This is a genomic window from Paenibacillus sp. A14 (assembly GCF_036864815.1).
GTDB lineage: Bacteria > Bacillota > Bacilli > Paenibacillales > Paenibacillaceae > Fontibacillus > Fontibacillus sanfengchensis.
In genome coordinates this window covers 22,262-44,763 of record NZ_JBAGJD010000008.1, presented here as the reverse complement: position 1 = coordinate 44,763, position 22,502 = coordinate 22,262, and the positions used below count along the sequence as shown (strand labels likewise).

Here is a 22,502-nt window from a genome sequence, read left to right as displayed (position 1 = left end):
CTTTCCTCAACTGCTTTAATTACTCTTCATTTCATGTCCCCGCACAGTAGACATTTCAAGCAATTTGTCTTTCTAAATGTGGACAAACCCACTATAATCCGTCCCACCGTTTAAAATCCATATATGGTATTTCAATCCCTAACCACCATCGATATCTGGTTAAGAGGACCATCCGCTGCTCAATAAAACGAGCGGTTGTATGTCCACATTTGAAAAGACATTTCACCCCCAAAAGTCCACCTGGCAAGGACGGATTCAATGTCTAATTACTCGATTAAGCCCAGCTTGCGGAAGATCGTGTCCACGTGCTTCAGGTGCCAGGACGGGTTGAAGGCGTCGTCGATGTCCTCGCGGCTCAGCACCGCAGTGATTTCCGGCGTCTCCTCGATGATGTCGCGGAACTGGCGTTGCGTTTCCCATGCCTGCATGGCCCGCGGTTGAACGGTGTCGTACGCCTGCTCGCGGCTGAAGCCTTTGTCGATCAGCTTCGTCATGACGCGGCCGGAGAACGGAACGCCGAAGGTACGGCCCATATTGCGCTGCATGTTTTCCGGGAACACCGTCAAGTTTTTCACGATATTGCCGAAGCGATTCAGCATGTAGTTCAGCAGCATCGTCGCATCAGGCAGAATGACGCGCTCCACGGACGAATGCGAGATATCGCGCTCATGCCAGAGAGTGACGTTCTCGTAGGCCGAGACCATATGGCCGCGAAGGACGCGCGAGAGGCCGGAAATGTTCTCGCAGCCGATCGGGTTGCGTTTATGCGGCATCGCGGACGAGCCCTTTTGACCCTTCGCGAAGGCTTCCTCCACCTCGCGGAATTCGCTCTTCTGCAGGGCGCGGATCTCCGTCGCGAACTTGTCGAGCGAGGTGGCGACCAGGGCCAGGGTGGCCATGTACTCGGCGTGGCGATCGCGCTGCAGCGTTTGGGTCGAGATCGGCGCCGGGCTCGTGCCAAGCTTGCGGCAAACGAACTCCTCGACAAACGGGTCGATATTGGCGTAGGTGCCGACCGCGCCCGAGATTTTGCCGAACTGAACATTGTCCGCCGCCCGGCGGAACCGCTCCAGATTCCGCTTCATTTCCTCATGCCAGAGCGCCATCTTCAAGCCGAAGGTGGTCGGCTCCGCATGCACGCCATGCGTCCGGCCCATCATCGGCGTGTCTTTGTAAGCCAGCGCTTTTTCGCGCAGAATCTCGATAAAGTTGACGATGTCTTTTTCCAAAATTTCATTCGCCTGCTTCAACAAATAGCCGAGCGCCGTGTCGACGACATCGGTCGAAGTCAGCCCGTAGTGAACCCACTTGCGTTCCGGTCCCAGGCTTTCCGAAACGGCCCGGGTAAAGGCGATCACGTCATGGCGCGTTTCCTGCTCAATCTCGTAAATCCGGTCGATGTCGAAAGAAGCGTTTTTCCGCAGCAATGCGACATCTTCCTTCGGAATAACCCCGAGGTCCGCCCAGGCTTCGCACGCGCAAATTTCAACTTCCAACCAAGCCTTGAACTTGTTCTCCTCGGTCCAGATAGCCCGCATTTCCGGTCTGCTGTAACGTTCGATCATGAGTTTTGATTCCTCCAAATATTGGTTTGCTGTATAAAATCAAGCCCGTCCCGGACATCCCCGCAGAGCAGATTCACATGCCCCATTTTGCGCTTGGGAGCCGAACCGTTCTTTCCATATAAGTGTACTTTCGGGATGACCCGAAATCCAGCCGGATCTGCGCTGCCCTCCGCTTCGCCGCCCCAGCGTCCGGTGGCTACCGCTTCCTTGACGGCATCGAGATGCTCGCCAAGCACGTTTACCATAACGACCGGGGTCCGAAGGGCCGGATCCCCAAGCGGCAGGTTGCACACGGCCCGGACGTGCTGCTCGAATTGCGAGGTAGCGCAAGCCTCCATCGTATAATGCCCCGAATTATGAGGGCGCGGGGCGAGTTCGTTGACAAACAATTCCCCGCTCTCCGTCAAAAACATCTCGACCGCCAGTAGACCAACGGCTTCCATCGATTCCGCAATCCGGGCGGCCAGCCGCTCGGCCTCCCGCAGCACCGTTTCCTCCACTCTGGCCGGAACGATGGACAGATGCAAAATATTGTCCACATGAATGTTCTCCGCCACCGGAAACGTGCTGATTTCCCCGCGGGGGCTGCGGGCCGCGATGACCGACAGTTCCTTGACGAACGGGATGAACTGCTCCAGCACAAGCTCCGTGCCCGCGCGGCTCAGCTCGGCATAAGCCGGTCCGATCTCTTCAACGGACCGGATGACCCATTGGCCTTTACCGTCGTAGCCGCCGGTGGCCGTCTTCAAGACCGCCGGCAAGCCCAGGCGCCGGACGGCTTCCCGCAGCGCTTCCTCGCTGCCGATTTCCGCATACGGCGCCACTCTGGCCCCGGCGGCCTCCACCGCACGCTTCTCGCGCAGACGATGCTGCGTCGTGTACAGCAGCCGGCTGCCCTGCGGCACGTACGACTGCTGCTCCAGCAGCGCCGCCACTTCGGCGTCCACGTTCTCGAATTCGTACGTGATCACATCCGCTCGCTTCGCCAACTCCCGTGCCGCCTCCTTGTCCCCGTAGCCGGCGACGATCTGCTCCGCAACCTGGCCGCACGGCGACTCCGGCGTCGGATCGAGCGCGATGAAGCGGTAGCCTAGGTTGCTGCCGGCGAGCGCCATCATGCGGCCTAGCTGGCCACCGCCCAATACGCCGACCGTCGCGCCCGGGAGCACCTGACGCTCCCGCTGCCCGGCGGAAGCCGCCTGAGCGGAAGCCGTTTTGTCCGCGCTCCCCTTAGCCGCGCTTTCCGCCTTGCCGCCACCCGCCCCTGCGCCGGAGGGCTCCAACGAGCCCAGCAACTCGCGGCGGATCATAGCGAATCACTGCTTTCCAGCACTTCGCTTGTGATCCGGTCGCGGCGGGCCTGCACCCGCTGCTGTACCGCCGGGTCGAACGCGCCGAGGATCTGCGCCGCGAGCAAGCCCGCGTTGGTCGCCCCGGCCCGGCCGATCGCTACCGTGGCCACGGGAATGCCTCCCGGCATCTGCACGATGGACAGAAGCGAATCGAGCCCGTTCAGCGCCTTCGACTGTACCGGCACGCCGATCACGGGCAGAGCGGTCTTGGCCGCGACCATGCCCGGCAGATGCGCCGCTCCGCCGGCGCCGGCGATGATGACGCGAATACCTCGTCCCGCCGCCTCCTCGGCAAACCGGAACATCAAGTCCGGCGTCCGGTGCGCCGATACGACCTTTTTCTCATATCCGATTTCCAGCTCGTCCAGCACCTCGCACGCATGCCGCATCGTCTCCCAATCCGAAGTGCTCCCCATGATGACAGCCACCTGTACCGACATTGTTCAACCCACTTTCCGTTTATTTTAGTCATGCCCTTTTTGCCGATTTAGAAAAAAAGGTCCGACCTTGCATAGAGGAAGAAGTTCTCCTACGGGAAGATCGGACGTGTCGGAAATCCTCGCGCAGCCCATTTGTCCCTGAAATCCGGACGAAAAGACGACAAATGTCCGGTTTCCACCCGGCTTGTAAATGGAGCTGGGGGATCACGGCTGACGCTGAATTCCTCGTAGTCCGGAAATTTACGGTTCCCGGGTAGAGACTGCCGGACCTTATTCCCGGCTTTATACGAGATTAATATATTTATTTTATTATTTTAGAAAAAGAAGCTGATTTAAGTTTACCAATCCCCTACGCCGAATGTCAACTTAAACCCGAACATTCATATGTGTAGTTTTTGGAATGTTCGTTTTTGAACAATGTTTCGGCATTCCTCTCTTTTTTCGAGACCATCACGCGTCCTGCTTCCCTTGAAAGTAGGACGGATGAATAGGGGCCTTTTGCGGCGCTATTTTGTCGAATTGGACGGGACGGTATGGAATAGCAGCAGCCAAATCGGGCCGCAATAGCGCCCAAAAAGACCGTTAATTTGCGGGTGGTGGCCGGTACCGAGAAAAAGCCCTCCGGGAAAATGGATGTTATCAGATCCATCTCCCGCGAAGGGCTAATTTTATAAATCCGTTACTTCACGACCAGCACCGGAATCCGGGCATGCTGCACGACGTTGTGGCTGACGCTGCCGAGTACGAATTCGCGGATTCCGCCCAAGCCGCGGCTGCCGATGACAATGACGTCATTGCCGTTTTTGGCTGCGTAATCCAGAATCGCTTCCGCCGGCGCCCCTTGCACCATCTCTACCTTGGCGGTAATGCCGTCGGCCTCCAGCCGGTTCTTCACTTCCTCCACCGTCTTCTCAGCCAGCTCGTAGAAATCCTGGTTCACCTTGGCCGGAACGGGAGCAAATCCCTCCGCGACATAAAAGCGCGGAAAATCAAAAGCATGCAGCACCTCGAGCGTTGCGCCCGGCGTCGCCTTCACCAGCTCCACCGCTTTGTCCAGCGCTTTGTTGGCCGCTTTGGAGCCGTCATAGGCGGCTAATATTTTGGAAAATAACATAAGAAAGCACCCCACTTTACTAAAAGTATGTACTTCTCCAACCTGTCAAACTCGCCAAAAAATGAATGCCTCACGCATAAGGAAGGCCCTCAAGTAAAAAAATACCCGTATAACGCGGCGTTCAAAACAAGGAGCAGCGGAATGCCCACCCGGAAGCTCATATGTTTGGTCTTGTGCCGCTTCAATTGCATGGCCAGCAGCACGCCCGGCGCTCCGCCGATTGCGGCCAGCAGAAACAGCGTCCTCTCGGGAATCCGCTCCTTCCGCTGCCTGGCCCGCCGTTTGTCATCGGACATGACGATATAGGCCACGGCATTGATAAATAGCAGCCAGACCAGCAAGCCCGTCCTCATTTTTTGATCGCCTCCTCTTTCCCGTCGGGCAGTCATGAGATGCCTTCTATTCCATTATACCGCCAACGTTTTAAATTAGAAAACAAATTAAAAAGCCCCCCTTTCGGGGAGCACTTGCATCAACCGCCTAAGACTCCCGCTTCGGAATCTCGTTCAGATTCGGAGGGTACTCGGCCTGCTTCTTGGGCTTCAGGGCGATATGCTCCTCCATGATGCTGGATTTGTTCTGCCGGTTCTGGGTTTTCTCCGCTTTGTTGTGCGGCATAAAGTCACCTCCCGGGCTTAGCATTCCGGGCGGCCGCGGCTTTTATTCGGTCCTTGTTCTACTCTCCCTTTTTCTCCAGCGCCGCTTTCAGAAGATCTCCGAGATTGGAGCCGAGCGATTCCTGCTTCGCATACTGCTTGACCAGCTTTTGCTGCTCCCGCTTGTTGATGTGCTTCGCATCTTTGTTCAGCGTCTCCGTAATGCCGCACGGGAGACACTGCACGTACATGCCGGCCTTGCCTTCCTTCAGTTCCATCTTCTTATGGCACTGCGGGCAGCGCCGGTTCGACAACTGCTTCTCACCCGAACGCCGGTAGCCGCAGTCCTCGCTCGGACAAACCAGCATCAAACCGCGCTTGGACTTTTTCTCGAGAAGCCGTGTCCCGCAGTCCGGACAATGGCTGTTCGAAACATTATGCGGCTTGTAGGTGGCCTCGCTGTTCTTCACCCCTTTGACCAGGGTCTGGGCCATGTCCCGGATTCCGTTCAGGAACGGTTCCGGCTTCCCCTGCCCCCGGGCGATCCGTTCGAGCTCCGCTTCCCATTTCGCCGTCAGCTCCGGCGAGCGGAGATCGGCGGGCGCGAGCTCGATCAGTTGCTTGCCTTTGCCCGTAGGATGCAGGCTGGCCCCCTGCCGTTCGATCGTGTCGGAGCTCACGAGCTTCTCGATGATATCCGCGCGCGTCGCCGGCGTGCCCAGGCCGTGCTTCTCCATCTGCGTCAGCAGCGCGGCCTCCGTGTACCGCTTCGGCGGCTGTGTCCGGCCGGACTGCAGACGGCAACGCTTGACGGTCAGCTTCTCGCCTTCCTTCAGCTCCGGCAGCGAGGCCGAACCGCCCTCTTCCTCGCGGTCCTCGTCGTCCTCCCCGTCCGCGACCGCCTGACCGTCATACACCGCTTTCCAACCGCTGTCCTTGACCGTGACGCCTTTGGCGTGGAGCTTCTCCCCGTCCGCGTCGATCACGACCGCGACGTTGTCGAACCGGGCCGGCGGATAGAACAAGCTGATGAACCGCCGTACAATCAGGTCGTAGAGCTTGCGCTCCTCCGTATTCAACGTGTTCAACAGCACCGTCTGCTCGGTAGGAATAATCGCGTGGTGATCCGTCACCTTGCTGTCATCCACTACGCGTTTGCCCGGCTGAAGCGGCTTGCGGAGCAGCGGTCTGGCCAGCGGCGCATAAGGTCCGACCGCTACGCTGGTCAGGCGTTCCTTGAGCGTCTCCACCATATCGGAGGTCAAGTAGCGCGAATCCGTGCGGGGATAAGTGACCAGCTTATGCTGCTCATACAGCCGCTGCAGCACATTGGACGTCTGCTTCGCGGAGAAGCCGAGCAACCGGTTCGCATCCCGCTGCAACTCCGTCAAATCATAGGCCTGGGGATGCGGCACCTGCTTCTCGCTCTTGGTCAGCTTGACGATCGTTGCGCCGCGCCCCTCCAGCTTCCGCTGCAGCTGCTCGGCCCGACCCGGCTCAAAAATCCGCGAATCGCCGCCGCTTCCCCGCCATACGGCCTCAAAAGATCCCAGATCCGCGCGGACCACTTGATACTCTTCCGACCGGAAGGACATAATTTCGCGTTCCCGCTGCATGATCATGCCCAGGGTCGGGGTCTGTACCCGTCCGGCCGACAAAGGCGAACCGAACTTGCAGGTCAGCGCCCGCGTGACGTTCAGACCGATCATCCAATCCGCCTCCGCCCGGCAGCGGGCCGAATGGTAAAGCCGATCGAACTGCGAACCCGGCTTCAAGGAAGCGAAGCCTTCCTTGATCGCCTTGTCCGTTTGCGAAGAAATCCACAGCCGTTTGAACGGCTTGTTCCATTTCGCCATATCCATTATCCAGCGCGCCAGTAGTTCGCCTTCTCTGGCCGCATCCGTCGCGACGATCAGCTCGCCGATATCCTGACGGCGCAGGAGCTGCTGCACCGCTTTATATTGATGGCTGCTCTCCCGCAGCACCTTCAGCTTCATTTTACCTGGCAGTATCGGCAGGTCCTCCAAAGACCAGGTTCCGAATTTGCCGTCATAATCCTCCGGCTCGGCCAAGCCAACCAAATGGCCAAGCGCCCAGGTAACCACATACTTCGGCCCTTCGAAATGGCTCTTGTGTTTTTCACGGCTGCCCAGCACCCGCGCCAATTCCCGGCCCACAGACGGTTTTTCCGCCAGTACCAACGTTTTCATGACTGTTTGAGCACTCCCTTCTTTCCTTATCCATTATAGCATCCCGAAAGGCGTCGCGCAGAGAGATCGCTTTTTCTTGCCGAGCATTTAAGGGTATGAAGTATAAAGAAAGAGGCTTGGAAAAAGAATACGAAACGGATATAATAGGTTTATCACCAGGTACTAATACCAGATAACAATTTTCGATAATATTTGAAGGAGTGATTTGGAGTGAATCCGAAATCCGCAGCCCGTATTACCGCTTTGGGAACTTATGTGCCTGAGCGCCTTCTTTTGAACAATGATCTCGAAAAGCTCGTCGACACCAGCGATGCCTGGATTGTCCAACGTACCGGCATTCAGGAGCGGCACATCGCCGCCGATGACGAATTCACCTCCCACTTGTCCATCCGGGCCGTGGAAAATCTGCGCGGCTCCGGCGGCGAATCCGTCACCCTGAAGGATGTCGATTTGATCATCGCCTCCACGACAACTCCGGACTACTCCTTCCCCACCGTCTCCTGCCGCATTCAAAAGCACTTCGGAATGGAGGACGCCGGGGCCATCGATCTGAACGCGACCTGCGCGGGCTTTACTTATGCCCTCCATATGGCCAACGGGATGATTACTTCGGGACTGCACCGCAAAGTATTGGTCGTGGCCGGGGAAACGATGTCCAAAATCACGGATTACACCGACCGGAGTACGTGCATCCTGTTCGGGGACGGAGCCGGAGCCGCTTTGGTGGAGTACGCGCCGGAGCAACCGGGCTTCGAATCCGTAATCATGGGAACGCAGGGAAGCGGCGGTATCCACGTCTACCGCTCCGGCCTGTCAACGGAGATGGACGGCGAGCCCCTGGCGGGAGAAGGCCGGATCGTTCAAAACGGCCGGGAAGTGTTCAAATGGGCGGTCCGCACCGTCTCGGCCGGCATTGAAAAGCTGCTGGAGCAAGCGAAACTGACCGTGGACGATATCGACTGGTTCGTCCCCCACAGCGCGAATCTGCGGATGATCGAGTCGATCTGCGAAAAGTCCGGGATTCCCCTGGCCAAAACATTGCAGAGCGTAACGGAGATGGGCAACACTTCCTCCGCCTCCATCCCCCTCGCGCTGCAAGCCGGTGTCCGGTCCGGGCAGCTTCATCCCGGCGACCGGGTATTGCTCTACGGCTTCGGCGGCGGCCTGACCCATTGCGGACTCCTGATCCGTTGGGGGGAAACCCCGAACTAGTTAATAATCCCGAAACATCAGGCATGTATATTCAAATTTGCTGGAGGGGTATTTGAAGACCAGATTGATGCCTCCGCTCTGAATTTTTACCGCTTTAAGAGCGGGGCTTTTGACAAAACACCGCACCAAACGGGAGGCGGCCCGTTGATTGCCTCTCCGAATCGCTCTGGCGAGTGCCGCACAGTAAGAGGGACGGCTGGCCATTTCCCGGTAATAGGGCAAAACCGCCCGGGCGATTCGTTGGTGAATCCTCGAATTGAAGTGAAACTGAACCTGTCCCGGAGGGATGGTCACCCCACACGAATAGGAGGACGACGGCGCGCTGAAAGTGATAAAATATCCGATGCCGTTCGTCCCTATTCCGTGATGGGCCAGCCGGGGCGCCACCACGCACAGCATTTTCTTCAACCCGTCCAGGTCCGCGCCGACCACCGCCCGGCTCCAGGCCTCCGCAAAACGCGGATTGCACGCGACCGCTTTATACAGGGGAAGCATGCCCGCCGCCATCCTCTGCAGCAAATAGGCTGTTGGCGATTGCTTCACCAGTCTTTTTCTGCGCCCTCCTCTCTTACCGCAAAACCGATGTCCGGACATTTCGCATCCTCTCCTCGATGAAGATTTAAATTTTTTTACAACAACCCGCATCTCCATGCTTCATCATATGCATCTGCCCGGGGACACGGTTGGGCGCTCATCCGCTGACAGTCAGCGGCAACTGGACATTCGACAGGTTCGTTGATATGCTGGTGGCAACAAGCGAAGGAACAATATAGAGGGATAGAGGAGATTTTACAACGTGCCAACGATTAGACGGCTTTTGACCGAACAGGACTTCCAGGAAGCGGTGGACCGCAAAATGCCCGTCCGCATCTTCCGCGATAACCATATGGTGGATAGCAGCACCTGCATCATCCGCTTTACCGACGACACCGTCATCACGCAAAAAGGCGTCAGCGAGCTGACCTATCACTCCCGCAGCGACAGCCAATTTTTTGAGCTGAGAAAATAAGGCTCCCATTACGGAAGCGCCACGGGCGCAGGAGCCGCTACGCCGGGCTGAGACAGATATGGGCGGCGAGGCCGGGTTGGGACGGATACCGGCCGGCGAGGCCGGCGTCCCCATGCCGAGTGAAGGCGAGTGCCAAACGGCAGCCAGCCCTTAGTGCTGGCTGGGATCAGGTGTGGGCGGAACGCTGGCAGGGATCAGGCGAGTGCAGCCTGTTGCTCATGCCCCGCAGTTTTGAGGCAGTTTATGAAACTATATAGGTTGAACTATTGATTTTGCCTATTAGACAGCGGTGCAAAGGGTTCTTTTCACACGCTTGACCTGCAACGAATGGTTTGGTTGTAATTAGAGGGAATTCTTCCCGTTAATTTGGTGCGTATGCGGCTGCAGAGGCGAATTAGCTGGAAAACCTCCCGCTAATTCGCCTGAAATTGCGTATATCGGCCATAGGGCCGTGAAATAGATGGAGCTTTTCCAGCTAAATCTGATCGAAGAGCCAAAAGTGGTACATTAGCGGGAGATTTTCCCGTTAATGATGTAGACTCCGACGGCGGGACTTTATATCTACAATTGTGGATGTTGGCCGCGTATCTCCGAAACCATTCACATCCTTGCCCAACGCCAATTCTTTAGTTCAACCTAATATAGCCGCATTTTGGCGTGCGATTTTGCCCGCAACGGGATAATAAGGCCCTTTTAACCGCTATTATTAGAGTCCGACCCCGCAAAAAAACGCAATAACGCCCCCAAAAGGGGCGTTATTACGTTCATGCCAAGATTAAGCAGGCTGATTAGGCGGGGTCTTTTAGCACAGTCGGCTCGGGTTCGGCGGCAGGGGTTTCTTTTCCGTAACGGATAAAGATCCAGACCCCGCTCAAAATGGCCACCCCAGCAACCAGCTGTATACCGGTCAGGCTCTCCTTCAGTAAAAGCCAGGCCAGCAGCGAGGAGAAAACCGGTTCGCCCAGCACGGCCATCGAAACGGCGGCCGCACTGATAAATTTCATCAGCCAGTTGAACAGATAGTGCCCGAACAGGGTCGGGACCACCGCGAGAAGGAGATAGATTCCCCACTCTCTCGGCGAGTAGCCGGTGAAGGCATGCCCCATTGCGGCGTTATAGCCCGCAAGCGTCGAAGCCGCGATGAAGAACACCCAGAAGTTGTAGACGAACGCGCTCATTTTTTTGAGCAATTGTTTACCGAACAGCATATGAACCGCCACGGCGATCGTGCCGAGCAAGGACAAAATGTCTCCGTGCAGGGCGGTACCCGATAATTTGAAGTCCCCCGCCCCGATGGCGATTGACCCGACGAGCGCCAAGCCCATTCCGGCGAGCATCGCCCGGTTTACTTTGGCTCCGAACAGGAAAAAAGAGCCTATCATCACGAGGATCGGCTCCAGCGTCAGGATGACGGTCGAACTGGCCACCGTTGTCAGCCGCAGCGAGCTCATCCACAGCAGAAAGTGGAGGCCCAGCATCACGCCCGACAGCAGCAGGCCGCGCCATTGTTTGGCGGTGAGGGAGAACATTTCCTTACGAAACTTCCAAATGAACGGCAGCATCAGCAGGCACGTCAGATAAAGACGGTACATGCCCACGACGGACACCTCCGCGGTGGACCACCGGACAAAGATCGATGAGAACGAAATCGCGAGGATTCCGATTATGTAGAGAAGTTCAAATGAGACGAATGGCTTGGTACTCGATTTCATGTTGGTGCTCCTTGCTTTTTTATGTGTCGGCGGCGTTTTGACGTATTGAAAAAAGTAAAGTCCGGCAGACCGAACCTAATTATAGTCTAAAGACCGGGCAGTGTGCTACATTGGAAATATCTTTTACTTTGGAATCGAAAAAAACGCCATTTTTCGCAATGGAGTGAAAAGGAGAGCCTGAACTCATATGACCGATCCAATCGTAACGCCAAGATGGGTACTGGCCCGTATGTACGAGCCGGATCTCGTGATTGTCGACTGCCGGTTCGCGCTGGGCCGTCCGGACGCCGGCCGGGAAGCCTATGCGGCTTCGCATATTCCCGGCGCGGTCTTTTTGGACCTGGAGGCGGATCTGTCCGCTCCGGTCCGTGAACATGGCGGCCGGCATCCGCTGCCGGCGCCGGAGCAGTTGGCCGCCCGCCTCGGCCGGGCCGGCATCGGCAACGCCACCCGCGTCGTCGCTTACGACGACCAGGGCGGGATGTACGCAGCGCGCCTGTGGTGGCTGCTGCGCTGGCTGGGCCATGACGACGTGTACGTCATGGACGGCGGGTTCGCCGCCTGGCAGGCCGGCGGCTTCCCGGTGACCGACGCGCAGCGGACCGCGGTGCCGGCCGCGTTTGTGCCGAACGTCCGCGACGAACTGGTCGCGGACGTGGACCAGGTCCGTCGGGCGCTCGGCGATCCCGGCGTCCTGCTGGTGGACTCCCGCGAAGCTTCGCGCTACGCGGGAGCCCAAGAACCGATTGACGCCAAAGCCGGGCATATCCCCGGCGCGGTCAATCGGTTCTGGAAGGACGTGCTGGATGACCAGGGGCGTTGGAAAACGGAGGCTGCGCTCCGCGAGCAGCTCGCCCCGGTCATCCGGGCGCTCGACGACGGCCGCGACGCCGTCGTCTACTGCGGCTCCGGCGTCAGCGCCTGCCCCAACGTGCTGGCGCTGTACCGGCTGGGCTACCCGCAGGCGAAGCTCTATGCGGGCAGTTGGAGCGATTGGATTTCCTTTTCGGAAAACCCAATCGCAACCGGGGAGTAATAGAAGACAAGAGCCCGCGTCGGACGCGGGCTCTTTCATTTGATGATATAGCGGTGTATCCTACATCGGAATCTTCCGAAGGACCCGCGAGTCAACAAGGAGTCTACGTGCGGCCGTTGAAAGCAATTATAGGAAGAGTTGGCCAGTGTATCTTGTCGACAGCGGCAGAATGATGAGGAGGGCGGATTGGTGTGCTTCCCTCAATCCTCGGATGATTCCCGTTCCTGTGCATTCACCAATCCGAACATCTACACGGCTCATTGCCCAGTCCCTAACTTCCTGAGAACAAGGGGCCAGAGACAAAAGAGAGGGCCAATACTACTGACATGGCCCCGGGCCCCCGATCCCGGTGTACTAAACTTTTTTCTGTAAGCCTCGCTTTTTACATAAATAAAGGGGCCGTTAGGCCACTTGCGTTGCATTAACCCTGACACATGATTACAACGGAGCTTGGTGCCCCAATCGCTTTTAAAGAACTTCGCAAAAAAGTAAGTACAGGCCTTAAAACAAGGTTCTGCAGTTAGGAAGTCTAACGGCCGTGAGAGCCGTTATGTTGCGATAGAATCACGTATTGGGATTTTAACGGTCGTGTGGGCCGTTATTTACCTTCATTTTGACCAAAACAGCCATACTTATATGAAATAGGGGCCGTGGCGGCCGTTAGAATTTGGATTCAGCGCAAACCGGGCAAATAACGGCTGTGGCGACCGTTAGCATGGTTTAGAGGGGGGACGACGATCTAAGTTCGGCATGTTGCTTGCCGAAGCGGCAGATTGGCCCGGCCCCAAATGGGCAGCATCAAGGAAGGTTTGGTGCAACGTCATTGCCGTTAGGTCCCTAATCCAATAGCGTCAACAACATTTCAGGTCAAATCAACAGCTGGCCAACAAAGTGAGTAGATCAAACCAGCCAGTCGAATTTCGTCGAACTAGCGTTCGTGAAAAAAACTATGAATAACATGGTAGATATGCCGCTTGAAGTTGAAGAGCTTCAGGCGGCTCATTGCTGTGTCTTCAAGATCACGGAATTAATCGGAAACCGGAGGCCCGTTTTTTCGTAGTAATATGGACTTAGAGTCTAGTAAGGAGTAAGGATTTCTGTGTCGTTATACCCTTTATAGAATAAGAAAGGAGATGAACCGATATGGCAGATCATCCAACTGGAAAAGATATTTTTCGAGAATGTTGTTCCAAGATTGCTGCGGCCTGCGAACCTTACGGATTCAAATACTATAAATCCAGGAGGAGCATGGTCAAGCACGTGGGCTCCTTTACGGCTGAGGTACGTTTTTCGAGTCATGCTTCCAATGTGGCTGGCAGTTATTTGGAGTTTAATACCGATTGCCGAATGATAAATACGGCCAGCGGAAAAACATACTGGTATATCAGCTTGAGCAGTTTCCGAGACAAAGGCAAGGTATGGAATCTGGCTAAAGAAGCCACCCGAGAGCGAGAACTGGCGGAAATTATCACGTTGATTCAAGACAAGGTTGTTCCTTTGGTGGACAAGTATGGTACGAATCTTGAGGAGGTACTTGAGGAAGCCATTATGACTGGATGGTTTTTGCCCCAGGCGAATCCTATGGAGTTTTATGTGCTCGACATCATTGACCTGGTCGTTGATTTCGGCTCACCGGAACAGATCAGCGCATGCGCGCACCTATACATCCGCCATTTACCTGAGGATCTACAAGAGACATTCCGAAAAGACTTTGAAGCCTATCAAAGGGAGGAAAAGGCTGCATCCACGATCGCATTCCGTAAATTGATCCCTCTTATGGTGGAGAGAAATATTTCTTTGCCGCAGTAATCCAAAGGATACTATATAGGTTGAATTAAAGAATTGGCGTTGGGCAAGCATATGATAGGGTTTCGGATATACGCTGCCAACATCCACAATTGTAGATATAGGGTTCCGCCGTCGGAGTCTGTATCATTAACGAGAAAATATCCTGTTAATGTACCGCTCTTGGCTTTTCGATCGGATTTAGCTGGAAAAGCTCCATCTATTTCGCGGCCCTATGGCCGAAATACACAATTTCAGGCGAATTAACGGGAGGTTTTCCAGCTAATTCGCCTCTGCAGCCGCATGCATACCAAATTAACGGGAAGAATTCCCTTTAATTCAAACCAGACATTTAGTTGCAGATCAAGAGTGTGAAAAGAGCCCTTTACACCGCTGTCTAATATGCAAATCAATAGTTAAACCTAATATAGTGCCGTTTTGGAGCGGTCTCCACACGAATACAGTGAGCACTTTTTCAAAAGTTAACATCCAATCCGTATTAAGCCCACGGCTATTAAGGTGCCTAACGCGCTTTCCAACACTTCCAACTCCAAAAAGATGCAAATCTGCAGGTATTTAAATCGATCGGACGAGGGTATGCGAAAAAGATGCAAATCTGCAGGTATTTCTAGCGATTTTAGAGAAACGAGCTATTTCGCCGAAAATTCCTGCAGATTTGCAGGGATTTTCAAATTTTTGTTCTGAACAGGAAAAAAACTTGCAGATATGCAGGAATTCTGTGTTGATCAAGGTTCAAGGCCGTCTGACGGGCTGGGGCACTGAGTAAGGATCGCAGACTGTCATATACTGCGGCCCAGCGTCTCAGCCTGTCCGAACCTTTTGGCTTTGGAAGTGGCCGGCTTCCTTCCGAATCACACCTGCGTCCATCCTTTTGTTATATCTCAGGACCTACAATGCAGCCGCACCTCGCCGCTTGCTTCCGCGTGACAGCAGGTAAAGTCCATAACCGATAATATTTGTTAACAGAAACAGTGCAATCCAGCCTATATTGCCTTTTCCTTCATAATAAGCATTCATCCCCGCCCAGACCGTAAACAACAGGCAGTAGCCGCCGAGCAGGAACAATCCCAGACTGTAGAAAAAGGTATAGTTGAAATAGGTGACCGCCACGCTGACAATGAAAGAACTTTCGTCAACAACCTGAGACTGAGGGTTCTCAACATAGCTACTAAATACATCATGAATCAATGTTCTGATGAAGAATTTGGACTCCGTCGGTCGGGGGCGTTCTTTTTCCTCGGTTCCCTCGGCTTCCATGCGCATGGTGAAGCTGTAAGACTCGTAGGACGAGCCGTAGTGGAGCCATTGTTCTGCGTCCGAATCGGCTGCATACATAAACAGTCTGGAATTCTCATTCTTCTTATTTTGAGCGCGCTCAATATTAATTCCTTTTACCCCCCAGGTGTTATCCACCCAGGCTTTCAGTTTCTCCTGAAGCGGCTGGGAGAGCGTTGTGGTACCGGGGGTCCCGGACTCCTGCTTCACCATTTGATAGGCATCTTCACCAAACTTCTCAACCATCCGTTCATTCCATACACCGCAGATCAATCCTATACAGACGGCGGATAGAACCAGCAGAGTCAGGGCGCTGCAGAGTACGCCGGTGGCAAAACGCCTTTTGACCGTGTAGATTTTCTCCAACTCCCGCTTGACTTCCCCGGCTTCGCCGAACTGCGACAGCGCCATAGCTACCGCCTGTTGCTCGCTGATCCCGGTTTGCATACGCTCCAGTGTTCCCGAGATCAAGTTGGCGGTCATCTCCTCGCGGAAGTCGTTGATTTCCCCGGGGGGTTCTTTCATCAGTCTGCACAGTTGGTCGACATATTCCGTAATCCGGCGGGTGGATTCAGTGGTTAAGCTCATTGTTTTCATCATCGGTTCCCTCCTAGTAATGTATCTATAATGTTGCGGAACACCGCCCAGCTCCGCTGGTTTTCCTGCAAGCGTATTTGCCCTTCCGGCAGCAGCCGGTAATATTTACGCCGTCCGCCGCCGCTCGATTCATCGTCTTCTCCCCAGAAGGCCTCCACCAGGGCCTGCTTCTCCAACCGCTTAAGCGCCATATACAAGGTGGCTTCTTTAATATCCATCGCGCCGCCGCTTACCTCGCGCACTTTCTTGGCAATTTCATACCCGTACATCGGCTTGTCCTGAAGTAGGCTCAAGAGAATGACATCGATATACCCCTTCAACATCTCTTTGTCAAAATCCAAGAAACTATTCACCTCTTTCAAGTACTTCGTAATATTTAACTACCTCGCATCATTAAGTATATTGTAAAATGTATTCTTTTAAATTGCAACCCCCGCAGCTTTTATGATAAAACCGATGCAGCCCAAACCGGGAAGGAATAAATGTAAAAAAGAGCCCTCGCCTGTTTCGCGCGGACTCTTTCTTTTGGAGATTACTGATGTCGGATTTGTTTTCCGATCGTTTTATACATGTCTGCATGACGCTTCAGACCTGCTTCAAAATCCTTTTAATATGAAAAAATGACGCGGGATTACAGGCCGACGACACGCCCATCCCTCCGATCAAGCTTCCTCCTCCGCCACGCCCAGCGCGATATTCCGCTCCTTGAACTTGGGGTTATGGGAGGAGACATAGGCCATCCTGTACGCCTCCGGCTCCAGGTGCAGCTTGGCGCTATTCACCGCCAGGGCGGCATCGGTAAACGCGCCGGCGATCAAGTGCAGCTTGCTCGCATAACTCGCCACGTCGCCGGCCACAAAAACGCCCGGCAAATTGGTCGTCAGCTTTTCATTGGCATTGATATCCCACTCGCCCATATCCAACCCCCAGTTGACGATATTGCCGAAGTCGCCGCGCAGACCGTGATTCACGATCACGGCGTCCACGTCGAGCCGCATGGCAGTGTCCCCCAATTGGCCCTCCGGATTCACCTGGGCGATGGATACCGCCTCAATTGCCTTGCCGTCCGCACTGCCGTGAAGCTGCTTCACCGCATAAGGCGTAAGGACACGAGCGGATGATTCCATCATCCGTTTCACATTGCGCTCATGTCCGCCAAAATGCTCACGGCGGTGGACGACGGTTACGCTTGCGGCGATCGGCTCCAATTCGTTCGCCCAATCCACCGCGGAATCCCCGCCGCCGGAAATGAGCACCCGCTTGTTCCGGAAAACCTCCAGCTCCTGCACGGTATAATGCAGATTGCTGACCTCATAGCGCTCGGCTCCCTCGATTTCCAGCTTTGCCATCTTCAGCACACCCCGCCCCAACGCAAGGATCACCGTTTTGGTCCAATGCCGCTCGCCCGTTTCCGCCGTCAGCAGCATCGTTCCGTCATCCAGACGCTCGAGCCCGCAAATTTGCTGTCCCAGCACGATCGTAGGATCAAACGTCATCGCCTGATCGATCATTTGCCGCGTCAATCGCTCGCAGCGCACAGGCGTGACACCGCCGACGTCCCAAATCATCTTCTCCGGATAAATCAGCGTCCGCCCGCCGAGTTCTTCCTTCGCCTCGATCAGCTTGGTCTTCATATCCCGCATCCCGCTGTAGAATGCCGCATACAAACCGGCGGGCCCGCCGCCGATAATCGTCAAATCATAAAGTTCCAAATCATGCACTTTAGGTTACCTCCCGCTTGTCATATAAGATCTTTCATCTTCTCCATCTATCGATCCGACACTCGGTCAACACGGCCGGCAAAGAACTTCCTTAAGTTCCGAACTGCGCCCGGTGCAAGCGGCTGTATACGCCGCCGGCCTCCACCAGCTCTTGATGCCGCCCCTGCTCGGCGATGCCTTGATCGGTTACGACCACGATGCGGTCCGCCTCTTTGATCGTGGCCAGCCGGTGCGCGATGACCAGCGTCGTACGGCCATTCGCCAGCTCGGCGAGCGATTGCTGAATGGCCAGCTCCGTTTCGGTATCGAGGGCCGAGGTGGCTTCATCAAGAATCAGAATCGGCGGATTCTTCAGGAACATGCGGGCGATCGCCAGACGCTGCTTCTGACCGCCTGACAGCTTGACGCCCCGCTCGCCGATGACCGTGTCCATCCCTTGCTCCTGAGCGCGGATAAATTCATCAAGCTTCGCCTTCCGTGCGGCTTCCCACACCTCTTCTTCGCTGGCGCCAAGCTGGCCGTACAGGATGTTGTCGCGGATCGTCCCCGCGAACAGGAACACATCCTGCTGTACAATGCCAATCTGCCCGCGCAGCGATTCCTGGGTCACGCTGCGGATATCCACGCCGTCGATGCGAATCGCGCCGCCATCCACTTCGTAAAAACGCGGCAACAGGCTGCACAGCGTGGTCTTGCCCGCGCCGGACGGTCCGACAAAAGCCACCGTTTCTCCCTTGCGGATGACAAGGTCAACCCGGTTCAGCACCTTTTTGTCCTCTCCATAGCCGAAGGAGATGTGGTCGAAGTGAATTTCCCGCTGAAACGGCTGCATCTCTGCGGCGTCCGGCGCATCCTCGATGTCCGGCTCCGTATCCAGCAACTCCGTATAGCGTTTGAAACCGGCAAAGCCCTGCGGATAACTCTCCACAATGGCGTTGATCTTCTCGATGGGCCGGAAGAACACATTGGTCAGCAGCAAGAAGCCGACAAATTCGCCGTATGACAAGCGTTCTTGAATGACGAACCAGGTTCCGCAGACCATGACAAACACCGTAACGAACCGCATCATCATATAGCTGATGGAGCCATTGCGGGCGATCAGCTTGTAGGAAGCCAGCTTCGTCAGACGGAAACGTCCATTGTTGACGGCAAATTGCGCTTCTTCATGCGCCTCGTTGGAAAAAGCCTTGACGACGCGAATTCCTCCCACACTATCCTCAATCCGCGCATTAAAATCGCCAATATCGCTGAACAGCTGGTCAACCGCTTTCGTCATTTTTTTATTAAAATAAATCACGATCCACACGATCCCCGGTACGATCACGAAAGTAAGCAACGCAAGTTCCCAATGGATCAGCGCCATCAGCGTGAAAGAACCGGCGAGCGTCATGACGGCGATGAACAGATCCTCAGGCCCGTGGTGCGCCATTTCGCCGATCATATTCATGTCGTTCGTCAGACGGCCGATCAGGTGGCCGGTTTTCGTATTGTCGAAGTAACGGAACGAAAGCTTCTGGATATGCGAAAACAGTTTACGGCGCATATCCGTCTCGATATTGATGCCAAGCATGTGGCCCCAATAGTTCACGATATACATCAGAACCGCGCTCAGTACATACAAAGCAATAAGGGCTACGGAAGCCAGCAGGATCACATTCCACTTGCCCTCAGGCAGCAGATCGTCGATAAACACATTAACGGCCATCGGGAATGCCAGCTCCAGCAAACCCGCGATGATCGCACAGCCAAAATCGAGCAGAAACAAACTCCGGTAAGGTTGATAATAGGAGAAAAATCTTCGAATCAAGCGGAATACCACTCCTTTCCTCCCCCCTTCAGTCAGGGTGGTCTTTTAATGAATATGATAATCATTATCAATTAATAGCCGGACGAATGCCTTTTTAGAGCCAACTGCGCAGTAATCTTTTATTTGAACAGGTCCGGATACATCTCTTTGGCCAAAATCTCAATTCCGTCCAGGGTATTGTATCCATAGCCGAACATGTAGTTATAATCCATGGCGTAGATTTGTTTGTTTTTAATGGCCTTCATGCCGGACAATTTGGGATTGGCGTAAAGCCCTTCTTTGATCTTGTCGGGGCTCGTGCCGTTACTGATTCTCCAATCCGGAATAATCAGCACATCCGGGTCCGCCTCAATCAGCATTTCTATATTCCCCTCGCCGGTCTGATCCTTCAACGCATTATCCAATTTGATCATATTCATTGCCCCGTTAAAGAACGTCTCCCCTTCAAGCGTCAATACGCTCACCTCTTTGGGATCGCTCATATGCAGGTAAACGTACGTCTTGTTCTCCGTAATGCCGCTTAACTTGGAAATGACCGCCTCTTGCCGGCTTTTGAGCTCCTGGGCGAATTCTTTGGCTTTGTCCTGCACTTCGAAAATCTCGCCGAGATTTTTGATATCGTTATAGATGGATTCATACGTCCCCCCGGCTATAGAAGATTCAAGGACATATGTACGAATTCCCATTTCGTTAAGCGTATCTACGGTGCCGACGCCCCAATCGGCATTGTCGAACAAGCCGCCCCGGCCCATGACCAGATCCGGATTCGTTCCCATCGTCACTTCTTTGCCCACATATCCGTCGCTAAGAATGTTCAGCTTGGCGTACTCCGCTTCCACCGCTTTGTCCGGTTGCCCGAAGCTGGCGCCTACCCCTACGATTTTGTCGGCCAAGCCCAGATGCAGCAGGAGTTCCGCGGACGGCCGGGTATTCGCCATGATGCGCTCGGGAGCTTTGTCGAAGACTTGATCTTTTTTCTCCCAGGTTGTTCCGCCTTCCGCCTTTTTGAAATTTTGAATCGTTAAAGGGTAATGACTTGGCGTTTCGGGTTTTACTTCCGCTTCTCCGCTCTTCGCCGGGCCTCCACAAGCCGCTAACGCTAACATAAGGGTCAAACCGATCCCCAGAACTGCAATTCTTTTCACATTTCTTCCTCCCTTTTAAATTCCATAAGCAAAACCCAGTCCGTTCGTCACCGGATTGGTGTAGGTCTGGCACTTGATTTGATATAAAGCCTCGATAACCTTCGGGGTGAGAACCTCTTCCGGGATGCCGTGCGCATACACTTCACCGTCTTTTATGGCGTATAAATAATCGCAATAATGCGCAGCCATTTCCAAGTCGTGCAGAGCGGCCAGAACACCTATGTTCAATTCCTTGACACAGGTTAAAATCTCCAACTGATAGCGGATATCCAAATGATTTGTCGGTTCGTCCAGAATCATAAATTGCGGCTGCTGAGCAATGGTCCTCGCCAAAATCACCCGTTGTTTTTCCCCGCCGGATAAGGACAGATAGCTCCGTTCCCTGTAATCGAGCAGATTGGTTCTCGTTAATGCGTCCTCGACAATCCTGTAGTCTTCCTGTTTGTCCGTCTCCAGCATCCGTTTATGCGGGGTTCTGCCCAGCATCACCATTTGCTGTACGGTCAAATCAAAATGCATTTCGTTAAACTGGCCAACGACGCCCAATCGCTGCGAAACTTTTTTTTCGGAAGTTTTCAACACATCCATCTCATTCAGAAAAACGGAGCCGCTTTGGGGAACCAGGCTTTTGTAAATGCTTTTTAACAGCGTGGATTTCCCGCATCCGTTCGGTCCGATCAAACCGACAAATTGCCCGTTTTTGACCTGAATCGAAACATTTTTTACGATTTCTTTTTTACCGATCCTGATCTCCATTTCCTTCGCGGTCAATTCCATGATTCTACCCTCCGAAATTGTAGCCTTTTTTGACAATCATGTAGATAAATAATGGCGAACCGATCACAGAAGTAATAATTCCGATAGGCAATTCGACATTATGAATCAGCGTTCTCGACAGAATGTCGGCCCAGATGAGAAAGAGCCCCCCCAAAAGCAGGGTCCCCGGCATTAACCGTTTATGATCCGCTCCGAATAAGCCTCTGCATATATGCGGAACGATTAGACCCACAAAACCGATCATCCCCGCATACGCTACCATCGTGCCGGTAATCAGGGCGGTGGCCACCAGATATAATTTACGATATCCGCTCAGGTTGATGCCGAGGGTTACGGCGGATTCATCGCCGAGCAGCATCGTATTCAGCACCCGGTGTTGAAAAAGAAACATCGCGCATCCCAGCAAAACGACCACGGCCATAATCGGCGTTTTCTCCCAACTGGAAGAAGCGAGACTGCCCATAGACCAAAAGGTAACGGTTTTGATCCCTTCCGTGTTGTTGGCAAAATAGATGATCAGACTTGAAAATGAACCGCACAATGCGCCGACGACAACCCCGGACAGGACCAGCTTCACCGAGGTTGCTTTTCCGCCGATGCTGGATAAGAGCAAAACCGCCAGCGAGGTAATCATTGCGCCGACGAAGGCCCCAAACGCGATGCCGAACTGGGACAAGAACGCGCCGCTTCCAAATCCGATCAGAATCGCAAACGTAGCTCCCAACGAAGCCCCCGAAGAAATACCGAGAATGTACGGATCGGCGAGCGGGTTTTGGACGACAGCCTGCATGACGGTACCGCACAACGATAGTCCGATGCCTATAAGGAGGGCGAATATAACTCGCGGCGCCCTGACTTGCAATATGATGTTCAAGTAGGACTCGCTTTCGACATGTTCCAGCGAACCCAGATGACCATTCGTCAATGCATGAAGTAATATGTCCATGGCTTGGCTGAAGGGAATATGTACCTGCCCGATCGATACCGAATACACTGCGGATAACAAAATCATACCTATCAAAACGAGAATCATAGCATAGTAGATGCCCCCTGCTCTTACTCCCGCCGGATTTGCCATACTTACACTCACATTCGTACTCGCGCCCTCACTTTTCAATTTAAAAACTC

21 protein-coding genes and 1 riboswitch are annotated in these 22,502 nt (G+C 54.4%); of the genes, 4 read left to right on the top strand and 17 right to left on the bottom strand.

Annotation, left to right across the window (positions count from 1 at the left end; translation table 11 throughout):
- Nucleotides 1–266: 266 nt before the first annotated feature.
- The 8 genes from purB to V4U88_RS19665 form a co-directional block, all read right to left on the bottom strand.
- Nucleotides 267–1,565, bottom strand: a complete 1,299-nt coding sequence (gene purB, locus V4U88_RS19700; RefSeq protein ID WP_334074965.1) for an adenylosuccinate lyase — start codon at nt 1,563–1,565, stop codon at nt 267–269.
- Complete coding sequence (gene purK / locus V4U88_RS19695; protein ID WP_334074964.1) at nt 1,562–2,875, bottom strand: 5-(carboxyamino)imidazole ribonucleotide synthase; 1,314 nt, start codon at nt 2,873–2,875, stop codon at nt 1,562–1,564. Before purK ends, purB begins: the two co-directional genes overlap by 4 nt.
- Nucleotides 2,872–3,357, bottom strand: coding sequence for a 5-(carboxyamino)imidazole ribonucleotide mutase (gene purE, locus V4U88_RS19690; RefSeq protein WP_334074963.1), 486 nt, complete (start codon nt 3,355–3,357; stop codon nt 2,872–2,874). The genes purK and purE overlap by 4 nt, the downstream gene beginning before the upstream one ends.
- A 208-nt stretch (nt 3,358–3,565) precedes the next feature.
- Nucleotides 3,566–3,667: riboswitch (purine riboswitch) on the bottom strand.
- A 51-nt stretch (nt 3,668–3,718) separates the two neighbouring features.
- Complete coding sequence (locus tag V4U88_RS19685) at nt 3,719–4,006, bottom strand: hypothetical protein (RefSeq protein ID WP_334074962.1); 288 nt, start codon at nt 4,004–4,006, stop codon at nt 3,719–3,721.
- A 30-nt stretch (nt 4,007–4,036) separates the two neighbouring features.
- A complete protein-coding gene (locus V4U88_RS19680) occupies nt 4,037–4,471 on the bottom strand; it encodes a universal stress protein (protein WP_334074961.1) in 435 nt (144 codons plus the stop codon).
- Nucleotides 4,472–4,560: 89 nt separating this feature from the next.
- The gene (locus V4U88_RS19675) at nt 4,561–4,824 is read right to left on the bottom strand and encodes a DUF1294 domain-containing protein (protein WP_334074960.1); all 264 of its coding nucleotides are present in this window, start codon (nt 4,822–4,824) and stop codon (nt 4,561–4,563) included.
- A 127-nt stretch (nt 4,825–4,951) separates the two neighbouring features.
- Nucleotides 4,952–5,089: a hypothetical protein gene (locus tag V4U88_RS19670; protein ID WP_334074959.1), complete on the bottom strand. Its 138-nt coding sequence runs from the start codon at nt 5,087–5,089 to the stop codon at nt 4,952–4,954.
- Nucleotides 5,090–5,147: 58 nt separating this feature from the next.
- The gene (locus V4U88_RS19665; protein ID WP_334074958.1) at nt 5,148–7,277 is read right to left on the bottom strand and encodes a DNA topoisomerase III; all 2,130 of its coding nucleotides are present in this window, start codon (nt 7,275–7,277) and stop codon (nt 5,148–5,150) included.
- 210 nt (nt 7,278–7,487) lie between these two features.
- Here V4U88_RS19665 and V4U88_RS19660 point away from each other — a divergent pair, with 210 nt between their 5' ends.
- Nucleotides 7,488–8,489 carry a ketoacyl-ACP synthase III gene (locus tag V4U88_RS19660; protein WP_334074957.1) on the top strand — a complete coding sequence of 334 codons (1,002 nt, stop codon included), beginning with the start codon at nt 7,488–7,490 and terminating at the stop codon, nt 8,487–8,489.
- On the opposite strand, the gene V4U88_RS19655 is transcribed toward V4U88_RS19660, so the two are convergent.
- Nucleotides 8,490–9,083, bottom strand: coding sequence for a hypothetical protein (locus V4U88_RS19655; RefSeq protein ID WP_334074956.1), 594 nt, complete (start codon nt 9,081–9,083; stop codon nt 8,490–8,492).
- A gap of 202 nt (nt 9,084–9,285) precedes the next feature.
- Between V4U88_RS19655 and V4U88_RS19650 the strand changes: the two genes are divergently transcribed.
- The gene (locus V4U88_RS19650) at nt 9,286–9,498 is read left to right on the top strand and encodes a hypothetical protein (protein ID WP_334074955.1); all 213 of its coding nucleotides are present in this window, start codon (nt 9,286–9,288) and stop codon (nt 9,496–9,498) included.
- A 788-nt stretch (nt 9,499–10,286) separates the two neighbouring features.
- Here the strand turns inward: V4U88_RS19650 and V4U88_RS19645 are convergent.
- The gene (locus V4U88_RS19645; RefSeq protein WP_334074954.1) at nt 10,287–11,210 is read right to left on the bottom strand and encodes a DMT family transporter; all 924 of its coding nucleotides are present in this window, start codon (nt 11,208–11,210) and stop codon (nt 10,287–10,289) included.
- 229 nt (nt 11,211–11,439) lie between these two features.
- Between V4U88_RS19645 and V4U88_RS19640 the strand changes: the two genes are divergently transcribed.
- The gene (locus tag V4U88_RS19640; protein WP_442951899.1) at nt 11,440–12,246 is read left to right on the top strand and encodes a sulfurtransferase; all 807 of its coding nucleotides are present in this window, start codon (nt 11,440–11,442) and stop codon (nt 12,244–12,246) included.
- 1,143 nt (nt 12,247–13,389) lie between these two features.
- On the top strand, nt 13,390–14,055 hold the full coding sequence (locus tag V4U88_RS19635) for a hypothetical protein (protein ID WP_334074952.1): 666 nt from the start codon (nt 13,390–13,392) through the stop codon (nt 14,053–14,055).
- Nucleotides 14,056–14,940: 885 nt separating this feature from the next.
- Here the strand turns inward: V4U88_RS19635 and V4U88_RS19630 are convergent.
- From V4U88_RS19630 to V4U88_RS19600, 7 genes are all read right to left on the bottom strand, one after another.
- Nucleotides 14,941–15,927: a permease prefix domain 1-containing protein gene (locus V4U88_RS19630; protein ID WP_334074951.1), complete on the bottom strand. Its 987-nt coding sequence runs from the start codon at nt 15,925–15,927 to the stop codon at nt 14,941–14,943.
- Entirely contained in the window at nt 15,924–16,265 is a 342-nt protein-coding gene (locus tag V4U88_RS19625; protein ID WP_334074950.1) for a PadR family transcriptional regulator, read from the bottom strand. The genes V4U88_RS19630 and V4U88_RS19625 overlap by 4 nt, the downstream gene beginning before the upstream one ends.
- 321 nt (nt 16,266–16,586) lie before the next feature.
- The gene (locus tag V4U88_RS19620) at nt 16,587–17,645 is read right to left on the bottom strand and encodes an NAD(P)/FAD-dependent oxidoreductase (protein ID WP_334074949.1); all 1,059 of its coding nucleotides are present in this window, start codon (nt 17,643–17,645) and stop codon (nt 16,587–16,589) included.
- 91 nt (nt 17,646–17,736) lie between these two features.
- Nucleotides 17,737–19,452, bottom strand: coding sequence for an ABC transporter ATP-binding protein (locus V4U88_RS19615; RefSeq protein WP_334074948.1), 1,716 nt, complete (start codon nt 19,450–19,452; stop codon nt 17,737–17,739).
- 119 nt (nt 19,453–19,571) lie between these two features.
- The gene (locus V4U88_RS19610; protein WP_442951904.1) at nt 19,572–20,558 is read right to left on the bottom strand and encodes an ABC transporter substrate-binding protein; all 987 of its coding nucleotides are present in this window, start codon (nt 20,556–20,558) and stop codon (nt 19,572–19,574) included.
- Nucleotides 20,559–20,612: 54 nt separating this feature from the next.
- Nucleotides 20,613–21,374, bottom strand: coding sequence for an ABC transporter ATP-binding protein (locus V4U88_RS19605; RefSeq protein WP_334074946.1), 762 nt, complete (start codon nt 21,372–21,374; stop codon nt 20,613–20,615).
- Between the two features lie 4 nt (nt 21,375–21,378).
- The gene (locus V4U88_RS19600) at nt 21,379–22,452 is read right to left on the bottom strand and encodes a FecCD family ABC transporter permease (RefSeq protein ID WP_334075127.1); all 1,074 of its coding nucleotides are present in this window, start codon (nt 22,450–22,452) and stop codon (nt 21,379–21,381) included.
- Between the last annotated feature and the right edge of the window lie 50 nt (nt 22,453–22,502).